This window comes from Affinirhizobium lemnae, assembly GCF_022968395.1.
In the GTDB taxonomy this organism is placed as follows: domain Bacteria; phylum Pseudomonadota; class Alphaproteobacteria; order Rhizobiales; family Rhizobiaceae; genus Neorhizobium; species Neorhizobium lemnae.
In genome coordinates, this window is record NZ_JALJQZ010000008.1 from 104698 (window position 1) to 122307 (window position 17610).

Consider the following 17610-nt stretch of genomic DNA (forward strand, 5'->3'; position numbering starts at 1 on the left):
GTCAGATCAACGCTCGATCGGGCAGGAAACGCCGGTGCCGCGCAGGCCGCAATATCCACCGGGATTCTTGGCCAGATATTGCTGGTGATAGTCTTCGGCATAGTAGAACTCTTCCGCCGGCTTGATCTCAGTCGTGATCTGGGACCGGTTTCCGGCATCGTTCAGGGCTTGCTGGAAACGATCCCGTGCCGCTTCGGCCGCCGCCTGCTGTTCCGGACTGGTCGTGTAGATTGCCGAACGGTATGTCGTGCCGATATCATTGCCCTGCCGCATGCCCTGCGTCGGATCGTGCTCTTCGAAAAAGATCTTCAGCAACTGATCGTAGGAAACCTGCGACGGATCGAACACGACTTTGACGATTTCCGTGTGCCCGGTCATGCCCGTTGTCGTTTCGTGATAGGTGGGGTTCCTGGTAATCCCTCCCTGATAACCGACAGCCGTGACCCAGACACCCGGCGTTTTCCAGAACAGACGCTCAGCGCCCCAGAAGCAGCCCATGCCAACATAGGCAATATTCAGATGATCGGGATAGGGACCCTTGAGAGGGTTGCCGTTGACGAAGTGATGCGTGGCGGTCGGCAGAGGGTCCGTGCGCCCCGGCAGAGCGGTGTCTGGCGTGGGCATGACCGTCTTCTTGTTGAACATGTCGATCAAAAACATCCTTGCCTCCTTGCGTGAGCCTGCTTCCGCATTCCGACAGATTCGGTGCGGAGAGGCGCTGTGCCCCCGGAATGGAGGCTAAACCAGCAATGCTTGCGGGCGCGGGCGACGGTAGCCGATCATCCAGAACAGGAGCGACAAACCGAGAAGAACGACAAAGGCCGGTTGTGCAATGATGACGGCAAGTCCGCTGCGCCAAGCTTCAGGGTGAATATAGTGTTCAACCCACTGCTTCGCTAGGGGGAGCGAATCCGGGCTTAACGCCAGCCAGTCCTGTTCGAAGCTGGTCAGGATGACTTTCGAAGATGCTACGGATACGATGGAATCAACGGTGCCGGCGGCAATTGCCCCGAGGAGAAGAAGCAGGCTTAGGAAGCGCAAAAAGAACGCCATCGGTGCGTGATCCCTCGAGCCGGACTGGATTTTCGCCAACCTATAGGTGTCTTCCGCGGATTGCAAACGCTGCATCGCAAGGCATGGATTTGAAGAGAGTTTGGGGACAGGTCACATTTCTTTCAGAATCGGGTTGATCCTTTGAAATTCATCGGTATATATCCGCCCCGACCGCTGCTTCGCACAACACCGCAAGGCAGCCCTTGGATAGCAAGGACAGGTGGCCGAGTGGTTGAAGGCGCACGCCTGGAACGCGTGTATACGTGAAAGCGTATCGAGGGTTCGAATCCCTCTCTGTCCGCCATCCCGCCGATGTTCCGAAATATTGACGATTTGAGCACCACGCAGTCACCAGCGTCGCTCGTCTAACGGAACGAATCGCGCGGTCATGATGTTCTGTGTCATCCAACGCCGGAGACACCCTCATGAAGTTGCTGATCGCCGCAGTGCTCGCATTTTCCTGTCTTTCTGTTGAAACCGCATCCGCATCCGAAGAGCAATTTCTGAAATCCATCGAGGGGCGGTGGACCGGTGGCGGGCTCGTTCTTCGAGAACTTGGCGGACAGAAGGTCAATGTGACCTGCAACATGCAGTCGAAGGCGAATGCTTCACGCTTCCAGATGGACGGATCCTGTCGCGCACTGGTGGTGATATCGCGCGGCTTCAATGCCAATGTCACGGCATCCGGCGCCCGCTATTCCGGAACCTATGTTGGCGTGTCTGGAAAGCCGTCAACACTCGTCGGGTCGCGCTTCGGCAATACCATCAGCTTTGATGTGACCTGGGCCAACGTGGTCTATGGCGATCGGAAGGCGAGGATGGAGGTTCGAAAGGTTGGGGCCAACGGTCTCCAGATCCGGACCATCGACAAGGACCCGAAGTCGGGCAAGAGCATCGTTACCACGCAGCTCAATCTGAAAAAGAGCTGAATCCGGTTTTCGCTTCTACTGGACGAGCCTTAGTGAGCCGTCGGCGACCTGAAACGACGAGAGCCGTTTCAGAAAACTCATGCCAATGAGAGTGCCGCTGAGAGCATCATCCTTGAGAACCATTGCATCGACGCCAGTGACCCGGATGCTGCCGATCTCCACCCTGTCAAGACGCACCAGAGCGCCTTTGGTCGAGCCGTTCGCGGTGCTGATGGCATAGCGGTAGTCAAGAGAATTGCTGGAGAAGCCGAGCCGTTTTGCCGTCGCTTCGTTGATGGCGATAGAGGATGCACCAGTGTCGATCATCCCCTCCACGGGCTTGCCATTCAAGCGGAAGGTTGCCTGAAAATGCCCACGAGCATCGGCACTGAGTGTGACGCCCAAACCACTGCCTGTGGCTGCGCCTTGCCCGGAAGCGGAGCGTAAAGCAGCGGTTCCTTCCTGCGATGCAGGCTTGGATTGCGTAAGGCCCATCACATAAGGGATCTGCGATGCAGCTGCGGCGACAAAGCTTAACAGGAGGACGAAGCGCAGCATGGGAACCTTGACTATTATGATTGTCGACGAACCCTACATCACAAGGTTGAACGAAAAACGCCCGCAGCGATGAACGGCGGGCGTTATTTCAGTCGTGGTTAACGGCAGCTTACTTTGTGCCGTACATGCGGTCGCCGGCATCGCCGAGACCTGGCATGATATAGCCCTTCTCGTTCAGATGGCTGTCGATAGAGGCGGTGAAGATCGGCACATCGGGATGTGCTTCCTGGAAATTCTTGATGCCTTCCGGCGCTGCCAACAGGCACAGGAAGCGAATGTTCCTCGCGCCGCGCTCCTTGAGCTTCTCGATGGCTGCAATGGATGAATTGCCGGTGGCCAGCATCGGGTCGACGACGATGACCAGGCGCTCTGCAAGATTCTCCGGAGCCTTGAAATAATATTCGACGGCTTCAAGCGTTTCGTGATCACGATAGACGCCGACATGGGAGACGCGGGCAGCCGGCACGAGTTCCAGCATCCCTTCCAGGAGACCATTGCCAGCCCGCAGAATGGAGGCGAAGACAAGCTTCTTGCCTTCCAGGATAGGCGACTGCATCTCCGTGAGCGGCGTTTCGATCGTTTCCATCGTCAGTTCGAGATCGCGCGTGACCTCATAGCAGAGGAGAGTCGAGATCTCCCGAAGCAGCCGGCGAAAACTCGAGGTCGAGGTTTCCTTGCGCCGCATGATGGTCAGCTTGTGCTGCACCAGAGGATGATTGATGACTGTCACGCCGTCCATGAGAACCTGCCTTCGCTCTTCTTATTTCTCTTGTCGTTTCTTCATCTACGCAAATGCGCAGCTTCGCAAGACATCAACCGCCGTTTGAGCCGCCATCCCCAGCCGTGTCTTCCACGGATTGATCAAACCGTGCAAGAAGTGATGCTCTGGTAGACGCGTCCACGAATGCCGATTCCAGCGCTGTCCGTGTCATCGCGTTGAGCTGGTGATCGGTCAGTTTCATGATGGTGGAAGCGATCTCGTATTCCCGAGCCAGCGATGTACCGAAAAACGGCGGATCGTCAGAGTTGATGCAGACCCGGACGCCTGCCTCGATCAGCTGCGGCAAGGGATGGCTCTCAAAGCTCGGAAACACATTCAACGCCACGTTGGAGCCTGGGCAGACTTCCAGTACCACCTGTTCACGGACCAGCCGTTCGATGAGAGAGGGATCCTCGATCGAGCGAACGCCGTGACCGATGCGCGCCGGATGAATGAGATCCAGAGCATCGGTTACGCTGAAGGCACCGCAGACCTCGCCCGCGTGAATGGTGAGACCGAGTCCGGCCTCCCGCGCGATATCGAAGGCTGACGCATAATCTGCCACGCGGTTCATCCGCTCTTCACCGGCCAGATTGAAGCCAGTGATGAGCGGGTTGCGGCTTGCTGCCGCATAGCGGGCAGCCTTGACGACGCTTTCCGGACCAAAGTGACGCTCGCCCGTGACGATGATGCGTGTTTCGATGCCGGTCTTCTCCCGTGCCGAATGAATGCCCTGGCAGATGCCTGCCAGATAGGCGTCCGCGCCAAGGCCGATGCGGTCTCCATGGTCCGGCGAGACGATGATTTCGCTATAGATTGTGTTGATGGCTGCCAGCTCGGTCAGATAGGTCTCGGTCAGCAGCGCATAATCGGCCTCGGTGCGAAACAGGGCAGCAACCCGATCATAGGCCTTGATGAACTCGGCGAAATCAGTCCACGCGTAAGTATCTCCTGCCATGAAACTGGAGGGATCGACGCCATACCGACGCGCCTGTGCAATGGCGAGGGTGGGCGGCGCAGCGCCCTCGATGTGGCAGTGGATCTCTGCCTTCAGGAGATGGTGTGTCACAGGAAGCTCCGTCCGTGTCTGCCTGCCGGAATGCCGAGATGCGCGGCAATGGTTTCGCCGATATCGGCATAGGTGCCGCGAATGCCGATGGTCCGTGAGCCCAATCCTTGCCCGAAGGCCAGAACTGGAACCCTTTCGCGCGTATGATCGGTTCCGCGCCAGGTCGGGTCACAGCCATGGTCCGCGGTCAGGATCAGAAGATCGCCCGGACCCAGCTTGCGGCTGACTTCGCCAAGTCGCGCATCGAAGGCCTCCAGTGCTGCAGCATAGCCCGGGACATCGCGTCGGTGGCCATAGAGCATGTCGAAATCGACGAAATTGGTGAAGACGAGATCGCCGTCCTGAGCCTCATCGATAACGCTGAGTGTCGCATCCATCAGGGCCATGTTGCCGTTTGCCTTGATGATACGGGAGACACCCTGATGAGCAAATATGTCTCCGATCTTGCCGACGGCGTGAACGCTGCGTCCGGCTTCGACGAGCCGGTCCAGCAGGGTGGGTTCTGGTGGAAGAACGGAAAAATCCCGGCGGTTCCCGGTCCGCTCGAAAGTCGAAGCACTTTCGCCAATGAAGGGCCGTGCGATCACGCGCCCGATATTGAGGGGGTCCAGCAGGGTTCGAACGGTTTCGCACAGTTTCAACAGTCGCTCGAGTCCAAAATGGGTCTCATGCGCGGCGATCTGGAATACTGAATCGGACGATGTGTAGCAGATTGGCTTTCCGGTGCGGATGTGCTCTTCGCCCCATTGGGCGATGATCTCCGTTCCCGATGCATGGCAATTGCCAAGAATACCCGGAACTTCAGCCTCTCGACAGATAGCCGCAACCAGTTCAGGAGAGAAAGCGTCGCCTTCCGTCGGGAAATAACCCCAGTTGAACGTCACAGGAACGCCTGCGATTTCCCAATGGCCGGACGGTGTATCCTTGCCACGCGATACCTCGCTTGCTGCGCCGTAGAGTCCGTAAAGCTTTTCCGGAACCGGCATTCCTGCCGGAAAGGCGCCCGTCGAGAGCTTGGCCGCATGAAGCAGGCCGAGTGCCGACATGTTCGGAAGCTTCAGCGGCCCTTCACGCAGGCCTTTTCGGTCTGCGGCTCCGCCTGCGCAGTATTCGGCAATGTGGCCAAGGGTGTCTGCCCCAAGATCTCCATAGCGATCTGCATCGCGCGCACCGCCTATGCCGAAGGAATCCAGAACAAAAAGAAAAGCACGCGCCATCATTTCACCTGTGAGGGGACGAATTTACGAACACTGGTCCGCATTCTTCCTTCTTATACAGTGCTGCCTCAAGCAGCAAATCCGGTATCACGTCGGCTACCAAGGTACTTGGATTAGCAATCGCCACATGCGATGGAGTCGCCCATTCTTTGCCGGTAAAAGTAGCTTCGGGATATTGTGATGGAGCGTGTCGCGGATGATAGAACCGGCGTCAGCATGAACAGCTCATGGGGTACGGAAAGTTCTGACCGAACCAGAAAGGAGTTGGCCGTTTTCAGCTCCGTCGGCACACCCGTTACCGTCGCGCCGACAGTGTAAGGCCTACCGCCACCCTGGTCCCACGACCAGACGACTTTAGGCGTTCCTGTTGAATCGACAGATATACCAGTGATCTTGAGTTTCAGGTTGGTCGTGCTGGTATTGTAGGGTACGAAGATTGCCTTGCTGACGTCGATCATGCTTGCGAGGTAGAGCTTCGTCACGCTTGTCTGCTGCGTGACAAGGTCGGCGACCGTGCCGGTAGCCTTGGTCACCCGCTTGGAGACGCTGAGGCCTATCGTCAGCTCGAAGCAGGTTATGTAGATCGCGATGAGGATTGGTGCGAGGATGGCAAACTCCACCGCCCCAACCCCGCGCCGATCACCCAGCAGACGCTGTAACTGCAGAATGACACCGTGAAAAGCGGAAACGTCCGATCTCATATCACGAAGCTGCCTTCCGAAGATCCTCATGGATAATCCTCGTTCTGAAAGGCTGCTGTGGCAACGATTAGGAAATCGGTTGGGAGCGATCCGTCTGCGGGCCGGATGTTCGTGATGTAGGGCCGGATGAGATCCGTGATAATCTGCCAGCGATAATAGGCACGGACGATGTTGATCGATTTCGGCCCGCCCGGGCTGTAGCCGAAGCTCGTTGGATCTATATCGGCGTAGGTGCTCGTTGATTTGCGGGGGATCGCGGTCGGGACAAGGGCAAAGGACGCAAAGCTGCGTACATCGAGATAAAGCTGTTTCGGCGTCGTGATCTCGGACGCAGAGCATGAGATCATGATCGAGATCTCGTTGCAGAAGAGCTGGCGAAATTGTGTCTGGTTCTTGTCTGTCGTTCTACCGAGACCAGCCGTGATCTGCCCAGTACGCAACTGCCGCGCCAGCGTGTCGGTCGCGTTGCCAATAAGCTGTTCCGCAGTATAGGCAACGAATGTCTCGATGATCGCAAAGATGATCATAAAATAAGGAATGGCCAGGATGGCGAACTCAATCGCTGCTGCGCCATCCTGCGATCGCCAGAACCTCCGTCGGGGGCCTTTTCGCGGGGCCTGGGCCGGAATGTTGGGCCGGGATCCGTGATCCTCACACATGGCAGTAACGTCTCCGTGGAAGGCTCGACGCTATGCCGACTTTATTGAAATTCCGTTGCCGCAGTCGCTCTATTTGCACCAGTAAGGAACAGCTCAGTTACCCGACGCTCCATTGGTTACGCCGCTGGCGCCATTATTGGCTGAGTGCTGTTCGCAGTTCGGCGTGCAGGAAAGAACTGCGCGATCCGTCTGTCGGAAGACACGAACGGTATTGCCTTCGTCGATCGAGACAAGCACCCGTTCATCAGCAATGGCATTGCCTTCTGCATCAAGGAGGACAAGGTTCGTGGCGCCGTAGGACCGGCCCGTCAGAACGATGGTCAGTGGGTCCGCGACCGTTGCATCTGCCACCTGAGCATTCCCGACAATGACTTTGCTCACTGGTCGATCGAGCTTCAGTATCCGTGCCTGATTCATGTAGACACGCATGATCCCCGCAGCTTCTTCGGAGAAGGCCATTGAAGGAAGAGCAAAAGAGATGGCGGCCAAGAGCACGGCCAGCAAATTCGACGGCATGGGCTTTGAGCCTCTAAATCGATGTACTGTTTCAGACCATGACGCAATTTGGTGAATGAAACCTTAATGGCGCATTTCATGCCAAAATGTCGATTTGAGACAGCTTATTCGTGCTCAGGTTGTCTTATTTCGGGGCGCGTGTATTATTCTCTGAGAGCTAAAATGGAAGCGATCTCAACGATTACAGAGATGATGCCATCAAAATAGGCCCTTAGGTAAAATTGAAACGATTCGCTTTATCGGTGTTTTACCACAGGGGTTGGAAGGCCTAGTTAACCTAATGCTAACCAGCTTTATTAAGTGAATGGAAATCGCCTCCCCGTAATTTGAGCTCACCGAACAGCGGACAACAGTTGTCGGCAATGCTGAAAATAGAGATCCCCGGAGTAGGAGAGACGCATGTCCAAGATTTTCGCACGTTTCGTAAAGGAAGAGTCCGGTGCAACGGCTATCGAATATGGCCTGATCGCCGCGCTCATTTCGGTCGCGCTCATTGCTGGTGCCAGCACGCTCGGCAACAACCTTAACAACACTTTCCAAAATATCTCAAATAAAATGAGCAATGCAGCAACAAAAGCTGGGCAGTGACGACGCTTTTGGATTGTTGGACTCGTTTCTCTCAGACTCGCAACAACTATAGCGTGGAAGATGAGGTAATGCAGTTTATTTTTGCTGCCTTTTCTGCATGCTTAATCTATGCAGCACTTAGTGATTTTCTAACAATGAAGATCCCTAACTGGCTTAGCTTGGCGCTCATCATCCTATTCATACCAGCCGCTTGGCTTTCTGAAATGTCCGCGGCCGCGATAGGCTACTCCCTCGGAGTGGCCGTCGCGGTTTTCGCGGTTTGTTTTCTGCTCTTCGTGCTGAACGTAATGGGTGGAGGCGATGCAAAGCTGCTAACGGCACTCGCGCTCTGGTTTGGCCTGACACCGGCTCTCCTGGTCTTCCTTGTCAATGTGGCGTTTGCGGGCGGAGTTTTGACCCTCGCCATACTCGCAATCCGTTGGAAATCGCATTGGGTGACCGATCGTGGTGTCTGGCTGCCCACATCGCTGACCACGACGAAAAAGATCCCCTATGGGATAGCGATTGCTGTGGGCGCGCTCATGGCCATGCCGCAGGCGCCGATCTTTTTGGCGGCTCCCTGAGTTCGAAGACTTGCAACAAATTGATTTAAACTCTGCTTAACCATGTCTCATAGGCGGACGTTAACCATAATTACACCATTCGCGGTCAAATCTGCGGGGAACCAGTTGGTCCCGTCAAGGATTTGCCATGAAACCCGCCCGTCTGATCATTCTTACCGTCGCTGTGGTTGCAGCCGGCCTTGCCGGTATGCTGGCATTGAGGCTGTCAGGTGAGAAGACTGTTGTCGAGACTCCTACGGAGATTATCCGTAAGGAGCCGACAATCAACGTCCTTGTCTCCTCGGCCAATCTCCCTGTCGGTGCACGCCTCAACGAAAAATCGATTCACTGGATGGCCTGGCCTGAAAGCGGCTTGATGGAAGGTTTCATCACCGAGACCGCAAGGCCAAAGGCGGTCCAGGAACTGAACGGCGCCATCGTCCGTCTTCCGCTGTTTGCAGGCGAACCGATTCGCGCCGAAAAAGTCGCAGATTCCTCCAACCGAATCATGTCGTCCATTCTACCGAGTGGCAAGCGCGCCGTTGCAACTGAAATTTCCGTCGCCACCGGCGCTGGCGGCTTCGTGCTCCCTAATGACCGCGTCGATGTCATCATGGTTCGCAAAAACGAACAGGGCACCTACTCCACTGAGAATGTTCTCAACAATATCCGTGTTCTGGCGATTGATCAGCGTATCGAACAGAAGGAAGACGGATCGCAGGCGGTCATTGGTACGACCGCCACGCTGGAACTTACTCCCGATCAGGCGCGCGTGATTGCTGTGGCACAGCAGATGGCAGATCGCCTGACGCTGTCGTTGCGATCAATCGCCGACGTGCAGGAGTCGGATACGCAATTTGCTGATCATTTGCTGGCGGGTGGTGGAAAGGGCGAGGTGCAGATCATCAAATCAGGCTCCATCGTCAACATGAACTCCACCGGCTCGATCCAGCGTTAAGATTTTAGGGAGCAGTCACCGTGACATCCTGGAAAAGAATTTACAGAGCCTCCGCAGTCGCTTCCTTGAGCGTCTGCCTTGCCCTATCGGATCTGGCGGTCCTCCGGTCAACGGATACCGCCGAAGCCGCATCAGACAATATAGTGCGGATCTCCGAATCGGGGAAGGGCGTGCACAAGCGGCTGAAGCTTGGCCTCAACAAGGCGCTGGTCGTTGATCTGCCGCAGGATGCGCATGATATCCTTGTTGCCGATCCCGCTTTGGCCGATGCGGTGACAAGAACCTCGCGACGCATCTATCTGTTCGGAAAGTCGGTCGGTCAGACGAACATCTTCATCTTTGGCCCCGGCGGGCAGGAGATCGTGAGCCTGGATCTTGAAGTCGAGCGCGACATCGATGGCCTTCAGGCCAATCTGCGTCGCTTCCTGCCGGAATCGGACATCAAGGTCGAAATCGTGTCGGACAATATCGTTTTGACCGGCACCGTGCGCACGCCGCAGGACGCCGCGCAGGCAGAAAAGCTGGCGCAGGCCTTCCTCAAGGGTGGTGAAGCAACCACGAGAAATCGCACCGCTTCGGGCGGCGGTAATCAGCAGGGTGTCGCGATCTATGCCGAAGATCGCCAAGTGTCGCAGATCGTCAATCTTCTAACAATTCAAGGCGAGGATCAGGTAACGCTGAAGGTCACCGTTGCCGAGGTCAATCGTCAGGTCCTGAAGCAATTGGGCTTTAATGGTTCGGTGCAAACGACAGGCAGCTCGGCCAGTGGTGGCATTTCCTTCGCCAATCCGGTCAACCTCGGAAACGCTGCAGCGGTCGGTGGATTGGGTGGTGTCGTCGGTTCAATCGGAACCACTGCGATCTCGACCTATGTCAATGCCATGGAGCAGGCAGGCGTCATGCGAACGCTCGCGGAGCCCAGCCTGACAGCGATCTCCGGTCAGCAGGCTAAGTTCTACGTCGGTGGCGAATTCCGCCTGGCAGGCCAGCAGGAGGTGTCGCTGGATACCACGACGAACCGTCCTACGGTTTCTCGGAGCCTCGAGACCGTCAATTATGGTGTCGAGCTGAACTTCAAGCCGGTGGTGCTCTCGGCCGGACGCATTGCCCTCAATATCGAGACCAATGTTTCCGAGCCCACATACGAAGGTTCTGCGACGACCGGCAATGGCTCCTCGCTCTCTGTACCGGGCAACACCTACCTCTCGATCCGCAAGCGTGAGGCATCAACATCCGTTGAACTCCCATCGGGCGGTTCGATCGTGATTGCCGGGCTTGTTCAGGACAATGTCCGCCAGGCCATGTCCGGTCTGCCGGGTATCTCCAAGGTGCCGGTATTGGGCACCCTGTTCCGCAGCAAGGACTTCATCCGCAACGAGACGGAACTCGTCATCATAGCGACGCCGTATCTTGTGCGCCCGGTTGCCCGCAATCAGCTTGCGCGCCCGGATGACAACTTCAATCCCGAAAACGATGCAGCAATGTATTTCCTCAACCGCGTCAACAAGATCTACGGACGGAAAGACCCCGTTCCGGCCGCTCCCTACCATGGCGCCGTTGGTTTCATCTATAAGTGAGAGGCACGAGAATGTTCACGAAATCCATTGCTCCGGCTCTCCTTCTACTTTCTGCCGGTCTCCTTACGGGCTGCGGCAATAGCCAACTGACAACCGGCTCCATCCCCATGGACTACCGCGAACGTCACCCAATCGTTCTGACCGACGCCCAGACGGCGCTCGATATTCCGGTTGGCGCAAACGATAGCCGCATGACGCTGGGGATGCGTGACACGGTCAAGGGCTTCGCACAGAACTTCGCCAACTCCTCTGCCGGTTTCATGCAGATCCAGGTACCGCAGGGATCGGTCAACGCCGGTGCGGCGGCGCACATGGCTGGCGATATCCGGAAGACCCTGCAGACGGCCGGAATTCGTGGCGACCGCATCGTCATGGCACGCTACAGCGCAGGCGGCCATAACGATGCCGCCCCCATCCGGCTCTCCTTTGTCGCCACCAAGGCCGTGACAGGCGCTTGCGGCGAATGGCCGGAAGACCTGTCCGACAATACCTTTGGCAATCGTAACTGGTATAATTTCGGTTGCGCCTCGCAGAACAATCTGGCTGCCCAGTTGGAAAGCCCGACCGATCTGCTCGGACCGCGCGCCCAGACCCCGATCGATGCCGTTCAGCGCTCTCAGGTGATCAACACCTATCGCGGTACGAACACGAACAGCACGACGATCACGATCAACTCGAACTGAGCAGGTAAGCTGACATGAGCGCGATCGATTACGAGATCCGGACGCCGGGCGGATCGCCAGAGGCAATCGAGGAACACAGCCGCCCCGCCGATCTGGAGGCGCTGCGTCCGCTGCCGCGCATTTCCGTGCATGCATTCTGTGAAACCGATACGATGCATCGGGTGATGGAGCGTCTGGGTCAGGATCGGCGCATGGCCAAGGTTAACCTTCGGGTTACCAGTGGCAGCACGGATGCGGCAGCAAACATGTTTGCCGCGGCACCAACGCCCAATCTGATCATCCTCGAAACCGATGCTGAACCTGCCGATGTGCTGATGGAGCTTGCTCCGCTGGCACAGGTTTGTGATCCTTCCACGCGCGTCATCGTCATCGGCAGACATAACGATATTTCGCTCTACCGCGATCTGATTCGCAATGGCATTTCCGAATATCTGGTCGGGCCGGTGAAGATGCCTGATCTGCTCGGTGCTATCGCAGCGATCTTCGTCGACCCGGAAGCGGAACCACTTGGTCGTTCCATCGCCTTCATAGGCGCAAAGGGCGGCGTGGGATCGTCCACGATTGCACATAACTGCGCCTTCGGCATCTCGTCGCTTTTCTCTACCGAGACCATCCTTGCCGATCTGGACCTTGCCTATGGAACGGCGAATATCGATTTCGACCAGGATCCGGCCCAAGGCATCGCAGAAGCGGTTTATGCGCCTGAACGACTGGATGAAGTCTTTCTCGACCGTCTGCTGACAAAATGTTCTGAACACCTGTCTCTGCTGGCTGCGCCCTCATTGCTGGACCGCGCCTATGATTTCGATCGTGCTGCCTTCCAGCCCGTCGTCGACGTGCTGCAGCGCAGCGCTCCAGTCGCTGTTCTGGATGTTCCACATGCTTGGAACGAGTGGACCCGTTCGCTGTTGGCGGAGGTCGACGAGATCGTCATCACCGCCACTCCCGACCTTGCCAATCTGCGCAACACGAAGAATTTGCTGGATGCCCTGAAGAGGCTGCGCCCCAACGACAAGGCGCCGCATCTGGTTCTCAATCAGGTCGGCATGCCAAAGCGTCCGGAAATAGCGCCATCCGATTTCCTGCAGCCGCTGGAAGTCGAACCGATTGCCATCATTCCGTTCGACGCCCAGCTGTTCGGCAATGCCGCAAACAGTGGTCGCATGATTTCGGAACTCGATGCGAAATCGCCAACGGCGGAAACCTTTTCCCAGATCGCTCACGTGGTGACGGGCCGCAATTCTGCAAAGAAGATCAGGAAGGGTGGTCTCAGTAAGATGTTGGGACTGCTCGCTCGTAAGTAAGACTGACATCAGGTTTAGGAACTGGATCGCGGAATGTTTGGAAAACGTGGACATGAAGGCTTCGGCAAGTCGGTTTCGCCGACGGCGGTGCCTCAGCCTATTCAGCCGACAACGGCTTCGATGGGCCAGGGTGTTCAGCCTGACGGATCTACCGATCTTCTCCTCGATATCGGAAGTGGTCCGACAGCGTCGGTATCCCGGCAGGCGGTTGCAACGCCTCCGCTAGCGCCCGGAGCGGCTCAACGCCGCCGTCCTGCCCGGGATGAAGGCTATTACGATACGAAAGCCCAGGTCTTTTCTGCTCTCATCGACACGATCGATCTTTCCCAGCTTGCCAAGCTCGACGGTGAAAGTGCCCGCGAGGAAATTCGCGATATCGTCAATGATATCATCACGATCAAGAATTTTGCGATGTCGATCGCCGAGCAGGAAGAACTGCTTGAAGACATTTGCAATGACGTTCTGGGCTACGGTCCTCTGGAGCCTCTGCTGGCGCGTGACGATATTGCTGACATCATGGTGAATGGCGCCGGCCAAACCTTTATCGAAGTCAGCGGCAAGACTGTCGAATCGGAAATTCGGTTCCGCGACAACGGTCAGCTCCTGTCGATCTGCCAGCGCATCGTGAGCCAGGTGGGCCGACGGGTGGATGAGTCCTCGCCCATCTGCGACGCGCGCCTGCCAGACGGTTCGCGTGTAAACGTCATCGCGCCGCCCTTAGCGCTGGATGGCCCCGCACTGACCATTCGTAAGTTCAAAAAGGACAAGCTGACGCTCGATCAGTTGGTCAAGTTCGGGTCGATCACGCCGGAGGGTGCCGCAGTCCTGCAGATCATCGGACGCGTTCGCTGTAACGTTGTCATTTCTGGCGGTACGGGCTCTGGTAAGACAACGCTGCTCAACTGCCTGACGCGCTATATCGACGGACATGAGCGCATCATTACTTGCGAAGATACGGCCGAATTGCAGCTTCAGCAGCCGCATGTCGTGAGGCTTGAAACCCGACCGCCCAATATCGAAGGCGAGGGCGAAATCACCATGCGCGATCTCGTCAAGAACTGCCTTCGTATGCGCCCGGAGCGCATCATCGTTGGTGAAGTGCGTGGACCGGAGGTTTTCGACCTCTTACAGGCGATGAACACCGGTCACGACGGTTCCATGGGTACCATCCACGCCAATACCCCGCGCGAGTGCCTGTCGCGCATGGAATCGATGATTGCAATGGGTGGTTTCAGCCTGCCCGCGAAGACAGTACGTGAAATCATATCGGGTTCGGTGGATGTCATCGTCCAGGCCGCGCGTCTACGTGATGGCACACGTCGCATCACCCACATCACCGAAGTGGTGGGCATGGAAGGTGACGTCATCGTCACGCAGGATCTCGTCCGCTACGAGATGGAGGGCGAAGATGCGATGGGTCGCATCATCGGTCGCCACGTATCGACCGGTATATCAAAGCCGCATTTCTGGGATCGCGCCCGCTATTACAACGAAGAGCGGCGTCTGGCTGCGGCGCTGGACCAGATGGAAGTCAAGTCCAACTGATAGAGGAGAGGCCGGCAATGGATCTGACTGTCATCGCCCTTGCGGGCCTCGTTGCCATTGCGGCTTCCGGACTGGCCTATGCCTTTCTCTTTTCGCGCATCGAAGTGGAAAAGAAGACCACCACGCGGGTGAGCCGGGTGGCCGCAGGTGAAATTGATCGTGCACAGGTGAAGGCTGCCAAGGACCGCGTTCAGGAGCTTTCCAAGCGTCGCAAATCGATGCAGGAGTCCCTGAAGGATCTCGAAAAAAAACAAAAGGAAAAGGACAGGAAGTTCGGCGGCCAGAGCATCAAGGCAAAGCTCCCGCGCTCGGGTCTGCCGTTGACGCCAGGTCGCTTCTATACATTCAGCGCCTTGCTCGGTGGTCTTGTCGCTTTGTTGTGCCTGATGGCCGGAATGCCGATAGTCGCCATACTCGGCCTGGGCTTTGTCGCTGGCGTAGGCGTACCACGCTGGATCATCGGTTTTCTCATCAAGCGACGTCAGGACAGGTTTCTCGAAGAATTGCCGAACGCCCTGGAAGTCATGGTGCGCTCCATTCGTTCCGGCCTGCCGCTGAACGATGCGATCCGGTTGATTGCGACCGATGGTCAGGAGCCCGTCAAGAGCGAATTTCGGCGTGTAGTCGAAGCGCAGCAGGTGGGCCTGAGTGTGCCGGAAGCTTGTGCCCGCATGCTGTTGACCATGCCTTTATCCGAAGTCAACTTCTTCTCGATCGTCATCACGATCCAGTCTCAGGCTGGCGGCAACCTTTCCGAGGCCCTTCAGAATCTCGCCAGGGTTCTGCGCGAGCGCCGCAAGATGAAGGCCAAGGTCAACGCGCTTTCGATGGAAGCGAAGGCGTCAGCGGTCATTATCGGCGCGCTTCCCTTCATCGTGGCAACGCTCGTCTACCTCACTTCGCCGCATTACATCTCGATCCTCTTCACCGATCCGAGAGGCCATATCATCCTATTGTTCTCCGGTTTCTGGATGGCGATCGGAATCTTCATCATGCGCAATATGATCAACTTTGACATCTGAGGTCTGATATGTCGGAAGAACTGGCTGCCAGCCTTACAGATCCTGCAATGCTGCTGGCCTTGCTTGTCGCAGTTGCCGTCTTTGCAACAATCTATACGCTCGTTCTGCCTCTTTTCGAGGGACGTGATCTTAACAAGCGGATGAAGGCTGTTTCCACCGAGCGCGAACAGATGCGACTTCGCGAACGCGCCAGAATGAATTCCGAGACCAGCCGGGCAACGCTCAGGACACAGAACAACACATCCGCTATGCAGATTGTGGAACGGTTCAACCTTCGCCAGGCACTTGTCGACGACAACACGGTCAACCGGCTGAAGGCGGCGGGTCTTCGCACGCAAAACGCCCTCAACGTGTTTCTTGCCGCGCGCTTTCTGCTTCCCTTTCTGTTTCTGGCGGTCGTCGGCTTCTGGATTTTCGGCCTTGGCAACTTGGCAGATAAGCCGTTTGCCGTGCGCCTGTTCGTGGCGATTGCCGCGGCCTATATCGGCTTTTACGCACCGAACATCTTTGTCTCCAACCGTATCACCAAGCGGCAGGCATCCATTAAGCGTGCATGGCCGGATGCTCTCGATCTCATGTTGATCTGCGTCGAATCCGGCATATCCCTGGAAGCTGCCATGCGCCGCGTGGCAGAGGAAATTGCGCAGCAATCAGCGCCTCTGGCCGAAGAAATGGTTCTGACGACGGCTGAGCTTTCCTTCCTTCCCGACAGGCGTGTTGCGCTTGAAAACCTTGCCATCCGCACGCAGCTCGACATCGTCAAAGCCGTGACAACGGCGCTCATCCAGGCCGACCGTTATGGAACGCCGGTGGCACAGGCTCTTCGCGTGCTGGCGCAGGAAGGTCGCGACGAGCGGATGAACGAGGCCGAAAAGAAGGCTGCAGCACTTCCGCCGAAGCTGACGGTTCCCATGATCGTATTCTTCCTGCCTGTGCTCATTGCGGTCATTCTCGGTCCCGCAGGTATTCAGGTGGCCGACCGCTTCTGACAAGGCTTGCTCCATCCCGGTACATGTTGAAAGGGCCGCTCCAAAACCGGAGAGGCCCTTTTCATTGGATGCGATGTTCAAGGAAAGTGCGGCTTGATCAATTGGTCGCGTTATCCGCTTTCGCGCCCTTGTTGTCCGAAAGCTTGGCCCAGGTATTTTGCTGGGAAAGCATCGAGCGCAGATATGTCACATTGGCATTTGCCTGGCTCTGGCTGAGTTCCTGCCGTGCAATCTGCTCGGCTTCGGAAAAGCGGCCCTGCAAGCCGACGACGAGAGACAGGTTCTGGCGAACCCGGCTGTCGGCCGTTGGAAGCCTGGATGCGGAACGGAGATAGTTCTCCGCCGTCTTCAAATCACCGGACAAGACATAGGACATGCCGAGGTTCGACATGACGCTCGGTTCGTTCGGCTGGCCCTGAAGCGCGAGTTTGTATTTCTGGCGTGCCTCATCGGAGCGCCCCAACTGGTCAAGAACGGCACCCTCTGCGGAATAGAGGCGCCAATCAGGACGATCGGGTGTCTGCGCACGGCCGATGGTTGCGAGTGCCTGCTCAAGCTGGCCTGCAGCCGCCTGCGCCTTGCCATAGGCGGCCAGAACGTCACGATCGCTTGGATGGGCAATTGCAACCTGCTGCATGACGGCGAGCGCCTGCGTGTTCTTTCCAGTCATGCGAAGGACATTGGCATAGGCAAGTCCGATGGTCTTGTCCTTGGGCGAACGCTCGTAAGCGTTTCCTGCCGTCTGTTCAGCCTGCGCGAGTTCTGCCGCGGTCATCTGTTCGAGCGGCTTGCCGAAGTTCAGAGACTGCATCTGTGTCGGGATCGACCCGGTGGTGATTCTATCGCGCTTCGGCGTCGACGTCGTGCAGGACGCGAGCGAGATCGGCAGCACCACGCCGCAAAGGGCTTTGATCCAGAAATGGCGTTCGGCGGCAAACGTGAAGAAGGTGCGTGTCATGGC

At 57.0% G+C, this 17610-nt stretch carries 20 protein-coding genes and 1 tRNA gene; 11 read left to right on the plus strand and 10 right to left on the minus strand.

What is annotated here, in order from left to right; genetic code table 11:
* Positions 1-6: 6 nt before the first annotated feature.
* Both msrA and MUU53_RS07420 read right to left on the minus strand, forming a co-directional pair.
* Complete coding sequence (msrA, locus tag MUU53_RS07415) at positions 7-660, minus strand: peptide-methionine (S)-S-oxide reductase MsrA (RefSeq protein WP_247260332.1); 654 nt, start codon at positions 658-660, stop codon at positions 7-9.
* Between the two features lie 78 nt (positions 661-738).
* Positions 739-1053 carry a hypothetical protein gene (locus tag MUU53_RS07420; RefSeq protein ID WP_165133440.1) on the minus strand — a complete coding sequence of 105 codons (315 nt, stop codon included), beginning with the start codon at positions 1051-1053 and terminating at the stop codon, positions 739-741.
* Positions 1054-1267: 214 nt separating this feature from the next.
* On the opposite strand from MUU53_RS07420, the gene MUU53_RS07425 reads away from it, so the two are divergent.
* Positions 1268-1357 (plus strand) — tRNA-Ser (locus MUU53_RS07425).
* 121 nt (positions 1358-1478) lie between these two features.
* Positions 1479-1982, plus strand: coding sequence for a hypothetical protein (locus tag MUU53_RS07430; RefSeq protein WP_247260333.1), 504 nt, complete (start codon positions 1479-1481; stop codon positions 1980-1982).
* A 15-nt stretch (positions 1983-1997) separates the two neighbouring features.
* Here the strand turns inward: MUU53_RS07430 and MUU53_RS07435 are convergent, their stop codons facing one another.
* The 7 genes from MUU53_RS07435 to MUU53_RS07465 all read right to left on the minus strand — a co-directional run bounded on the left by MUU53_RS07435 (position 1998) and on the right by MUU53_RS07465 (position 7441).
* Positions 1998-2519 carry a TIGR02281 family clan AA aspartic protease gene (locus MUU53_RS07435; RefSeq protein WP_247260334.1) on the minus strand — a complete coding sequence of 174 codons (522 nt, stop codon included), beginning with the start codon at positions 2517-2519 and terminating at the stop codon, positions 1998-2000.
* Positions 2520-2628: 109 nt separating this feature from the next.
* Positions 2629-3258, minus strand: a complete 630-nt coding sequence (gene upp / locus MUU53_RS07440; RefSeq protein ID WP_247260335.1) for a uracil phosphoribosyltransferase — start codon at positions 3256-3258, stop codon at positions 2629-2631.
* A gap of 73 nt (positions 3259-3331) precedes the next feature.
* Positions 3332-4348, minus strand: a complete 1017-nt coding sequence (locus MUU53_RS07445; protein WP_247260336.1) for an adenosine deaminase — start codon at positions 4346-4348, stop codon at positions 3332-3334.
* A complete protein-coding gene (locus tag MUU53_RS07450; protein WP_247260337.1) occupies positions 4345-5565 on the minus strand; it encodes a phosphopentomutase in 1221 nt (406 codons plus the stop codon). The genes MUU53_RS07445 and MUU53_RS07450 overlap by 4 nt, the downstream gene beginning before the upstream one ends.
* A gap of 113 nt (positions 5566-5678) precedes the next feature.
* Positions 5679-6266, minus strand: a complete 588-nt coding sequence (locus MUU53_RS07455) for a TadE/TadG family type IV pilus assembly protein (protein WP_247260338.1) — start codon at positions 6264-6266, stop codon at positions 5679-5681.
* 26 nt (positions 6267-6292) lie between these two features.
* Positions 6293-6925, minus strand: a complete 633-nt coding sequence (locus MUU53_RS07460; RefSeq protein WP_247260339.1) for a TadE/TadG family type IV pilus assembly protein — start codon at positions 6923-6925, stop codon at positions 6293-6295.
* A gap of 93 nt (positions 6926-7018) precedes the next feature.
* Positions 7019-7441, minus strand: coding sequence for a pilus assembly protein N-terminal domain-containing protein (locus MUU53_RS07465; RefSeq protein WP_247260340.1), 423 nt, complete (start codon positions 7439-7441; stop codon positions 7019-7021).
* 399 nt (positions 7442-7840) lie between these two features.
* Between MUU53_RS07465 and MUU53_RS07470 the strand changes: the two genes are divergently transcribed.
* The 9 genes from MUU53_RS07470 to MUU53_RS07510 all read left to right on the plus strand — a co-directional run bounded on the left by MUU53_RS07470 (position 7841) and on the right by MUU53_RS07510 (position 16649).
* A complete protein-coding gene (locus MUU53_RS07470; RefSeq protein WP_247260341.1) occupies positions 7841-8029 on the plus strand; it encodes a Flp family type IVb pilin in 189 nt (62 codons plus the stop codon).
* Positions 8026-8592, plus strand: coding sequence for an A24 family peptidase (locus MUU53_RS07475; protein WP_343229103.1), 567 nt, complete (start codon positions 8026-8028; stop codon positions 8590-8592). The genes MUU53_RS07470 and MUU53_RS07475 overlap by 4 nt, the downstream gene beginning before the upstream one ends.
* Before the next feature lie 127 nt (positions 8593-8719).
* A complete protein-coding gene (cpaB, locus tag MUU53_RS07480) occupies positions 8720-9529 on the plus strand; it encodes a Flp pilus assembly protein CpaB (RefSeq protein WP_247260342.1) in 810 nt (269 codons plus the stop codon).
* Between the two features lie 20 nt (positions 9530-9549).
* On the plus strand, positions 9550-11106 hold the full coding sequence (locus MUU53_RS07485; protein ID WP_377307191.1) for a type II and III secretion system protein family protein: 1557 nt from the start codon (positions 9550-9552) through the stop codon (positions 11104-11106).
* 11 nt (positions 11107-11117) lie between these two features.
* Positions 11118-11789, plus strand: a complete 672-nt coding sequence (locus tag MUU53_RS07490; RefSeq protein ID WP_247260344.1) for a CpaD family pilus assembly protein — start codon at positions 11118-11120, stop codon at positions 11787-11789.
* Positions 11790-11803: 14 nt separating this feature from the next.
* Positions 11804-13093: a CpaE/TadZ family protein gene (locus MUU53_RS07495; protein WP_247260345.1), complete on the plus strand. Its 1290-nt coding sequence runs from the start codon at positions 11804-11806 to the stop codon at positions 13091-13093.
* A 33-nt stretch (positions 13094-13126) separates the two neighbouring features.
* Positions 13127-14638, plus strand: coding sequence for a TadA family conjugal transfer-associated ATPase (locus tag MUU53_RS07500; RefSeq protein WP_247260346.1), 1512 nt, complete (start codon positions 13127-13129; stop codon positions 14636-14638).
* 17 nt (positions 14639-14655) lie between these two features.
* Positions 14656-15660 carry a type II secretion system F family protein gene (locus MUU53_RS07505; protein ID WP_247260347.1) on the plus strand — a complete coding sequence of 335 codons (1005 nt, stop codon included), beginning with the start codon at positions 14656-14658 and terminating at the stop codon, positions 15658-15660.
* An 8-nt stretch (positions 15661-15668) separates the two neighbouring features.
* Positions 15669-16649 carry a type II secretion system F family protein gene (locus tag MUU53_RS07510; protein ID WP_247260348.1) on the plus strand — a complete coding sequence of 327 codons (981 nt, stop codon included), beginning with the start codon at positions 15669-15671 and terminating at the stop codon, positions 16647-16649.
* A 97-nt stretch (positions 16650-16746) separates the two neighbouring features.
* Here the strand turns inward: MUU53_RS07510 and MUU53_RS07515 are convergent, their stop codons facing one another.
* Complete coding sequence (locus tag MUU53_RS07515) at positions 16747-17607, minus strand: tetratricopeptide repeat protein (RefSeq protein ID WP_247260349.1); 861 nt, start codon at positions 17605-17607, stop codon at positions 16747-16749.
* Between the last annotated feature and the right edge of the window lie 3 nt (positions 17608-17610).

What these genes read in the sequence shown, in the direction of transcription:
- msrA (WP_247260332.1), bottom strand. Translation starts at nt 660, where the DNA reads ATGTTTTTGATCGACATGTTCAACAAGAAGACGGTCATGCCCACGCCA.
- MUU53_RS07420 (WP_165133440.1), bottom strand. Translation starts at nt 1,053, where the DNA reads ATGGCGTTCTTTTTGCGCTTCCTAAGCCTGCTTCTTCTCCTCGGGGCA.
- MUU53_RS07430 (WP_247260333.1), top strand. Translation starts at nt 1,479, where the DNA reads ATGAAGTTGCTGATCGCCGCAGTGCTCGCATTTTCCTGTCTTTCTGTT.
- MUU53_RS07435 (WP_247260334.1), bottom strand. Translation starts at nt 2,519, where the DNA reads ATGCTGCGCTTCGTCCTCCTGTTAAGCTTTGTCGCCGCAGCTGCATCG.
- upp (WP_247260335.1), bottom strand. Translation starts at nt 3,258, where the DNA reads ATGGACGGCGTGACAGTCATCAATCATCCTCTGGTGCAGCACAAGCTG.
- MUU53_RS07450 (WP_247260337.1), bottom strand. Translation starts at nt 5,565, where the DNA reads ATGGCGCGTGCTTTTCTTTTTGTTCTGGATTCCTTCGGCATAGGCGGT.
- MUU53_RS07455 (WP_247260338.1), bottom strand. Translation starts at nt 6,266, where the DNA reads ATGAGATCGGACGTTTCCGCTTTTCACGGTGTCATTCTGCAGTTACAG.
- MUU53_RS07460 (WP_247260339.1), bottom strand. Translation starts at nt 6,925, where the DNA reads ATGTGTGAGGATCACGGATCCCGGCCCAACATTCCGGCCCAGGCCCCG.
- MUU53_RS07465 (WP_247260340.1), bottom strand. Translation starts at nt 7,441, where the DNA reads ATGCCGTCGAATTTGCTGGCCGTGCTCTTGGCCGCCATCTCTTTTGCT.
- MUU53_RS07470 (WP_247260341.1), top strand. Translation starts at nt 7,841, where the DNA reads ATGTCCAAGATTTTCGCACGTTTCGTAAAGGAAGAGTCCGGTGCAACG.
- cpaB (WP_247260342.1), top strand. Translation starts at nt 8,720, where the DNA reads ATGAAACCCGCCCGTCTGATCATTCTTACCGTCGCTGTGGTTGCAGCC.
- MUU53_RS07490 (WP_247260344.1), top strand. Translation starts at nt 11,118, where the DNA reads ATGTTCACGAAATCCATTGCTCCGGCTCTCCTTCTACTTTCTGCCGGT.
- MUU53_RS07495 (WP_247260345.1), top strand. Translation starts at nt 11,804, where the DNA reads ATGAGCGCGATCGATTACGAGATCCGGACGCCGGGCGGATCGCCAGAG.
- MUU53_RS07500 (WP_247260346.1), top strand. Translation starts at nt 13,127, where the DNA reads ATGTTTGGAAAACGTGGACATGAAGGCTTCGGCAAGTCGGTTTCGCCG.
- MUU53_RS07505 (WP_247260347.1), top strand. Translation starts at nt 14,656, where the DNA reads ATGGATCTGACTGTCATCGCCCTTGCGGGCCTCGTTGCCATTGCGGCT.
- MUU53_RS07510 (WP_247260348.1), top strand. Translation starts at nt 15,669, where the DNA reads ATGTCGGAAGAACTGGCTGCCAGCCTTACAGATCCTGCAATGCTGCTG.
- MUU53_RS07515 (WP_247260349.1), bottom strand. Translation starts at nt 17,607, where the DNA reads ATGACACGCACCTTCTTCACGTTTGCCGCCGAACGCCATTTCTGGATC.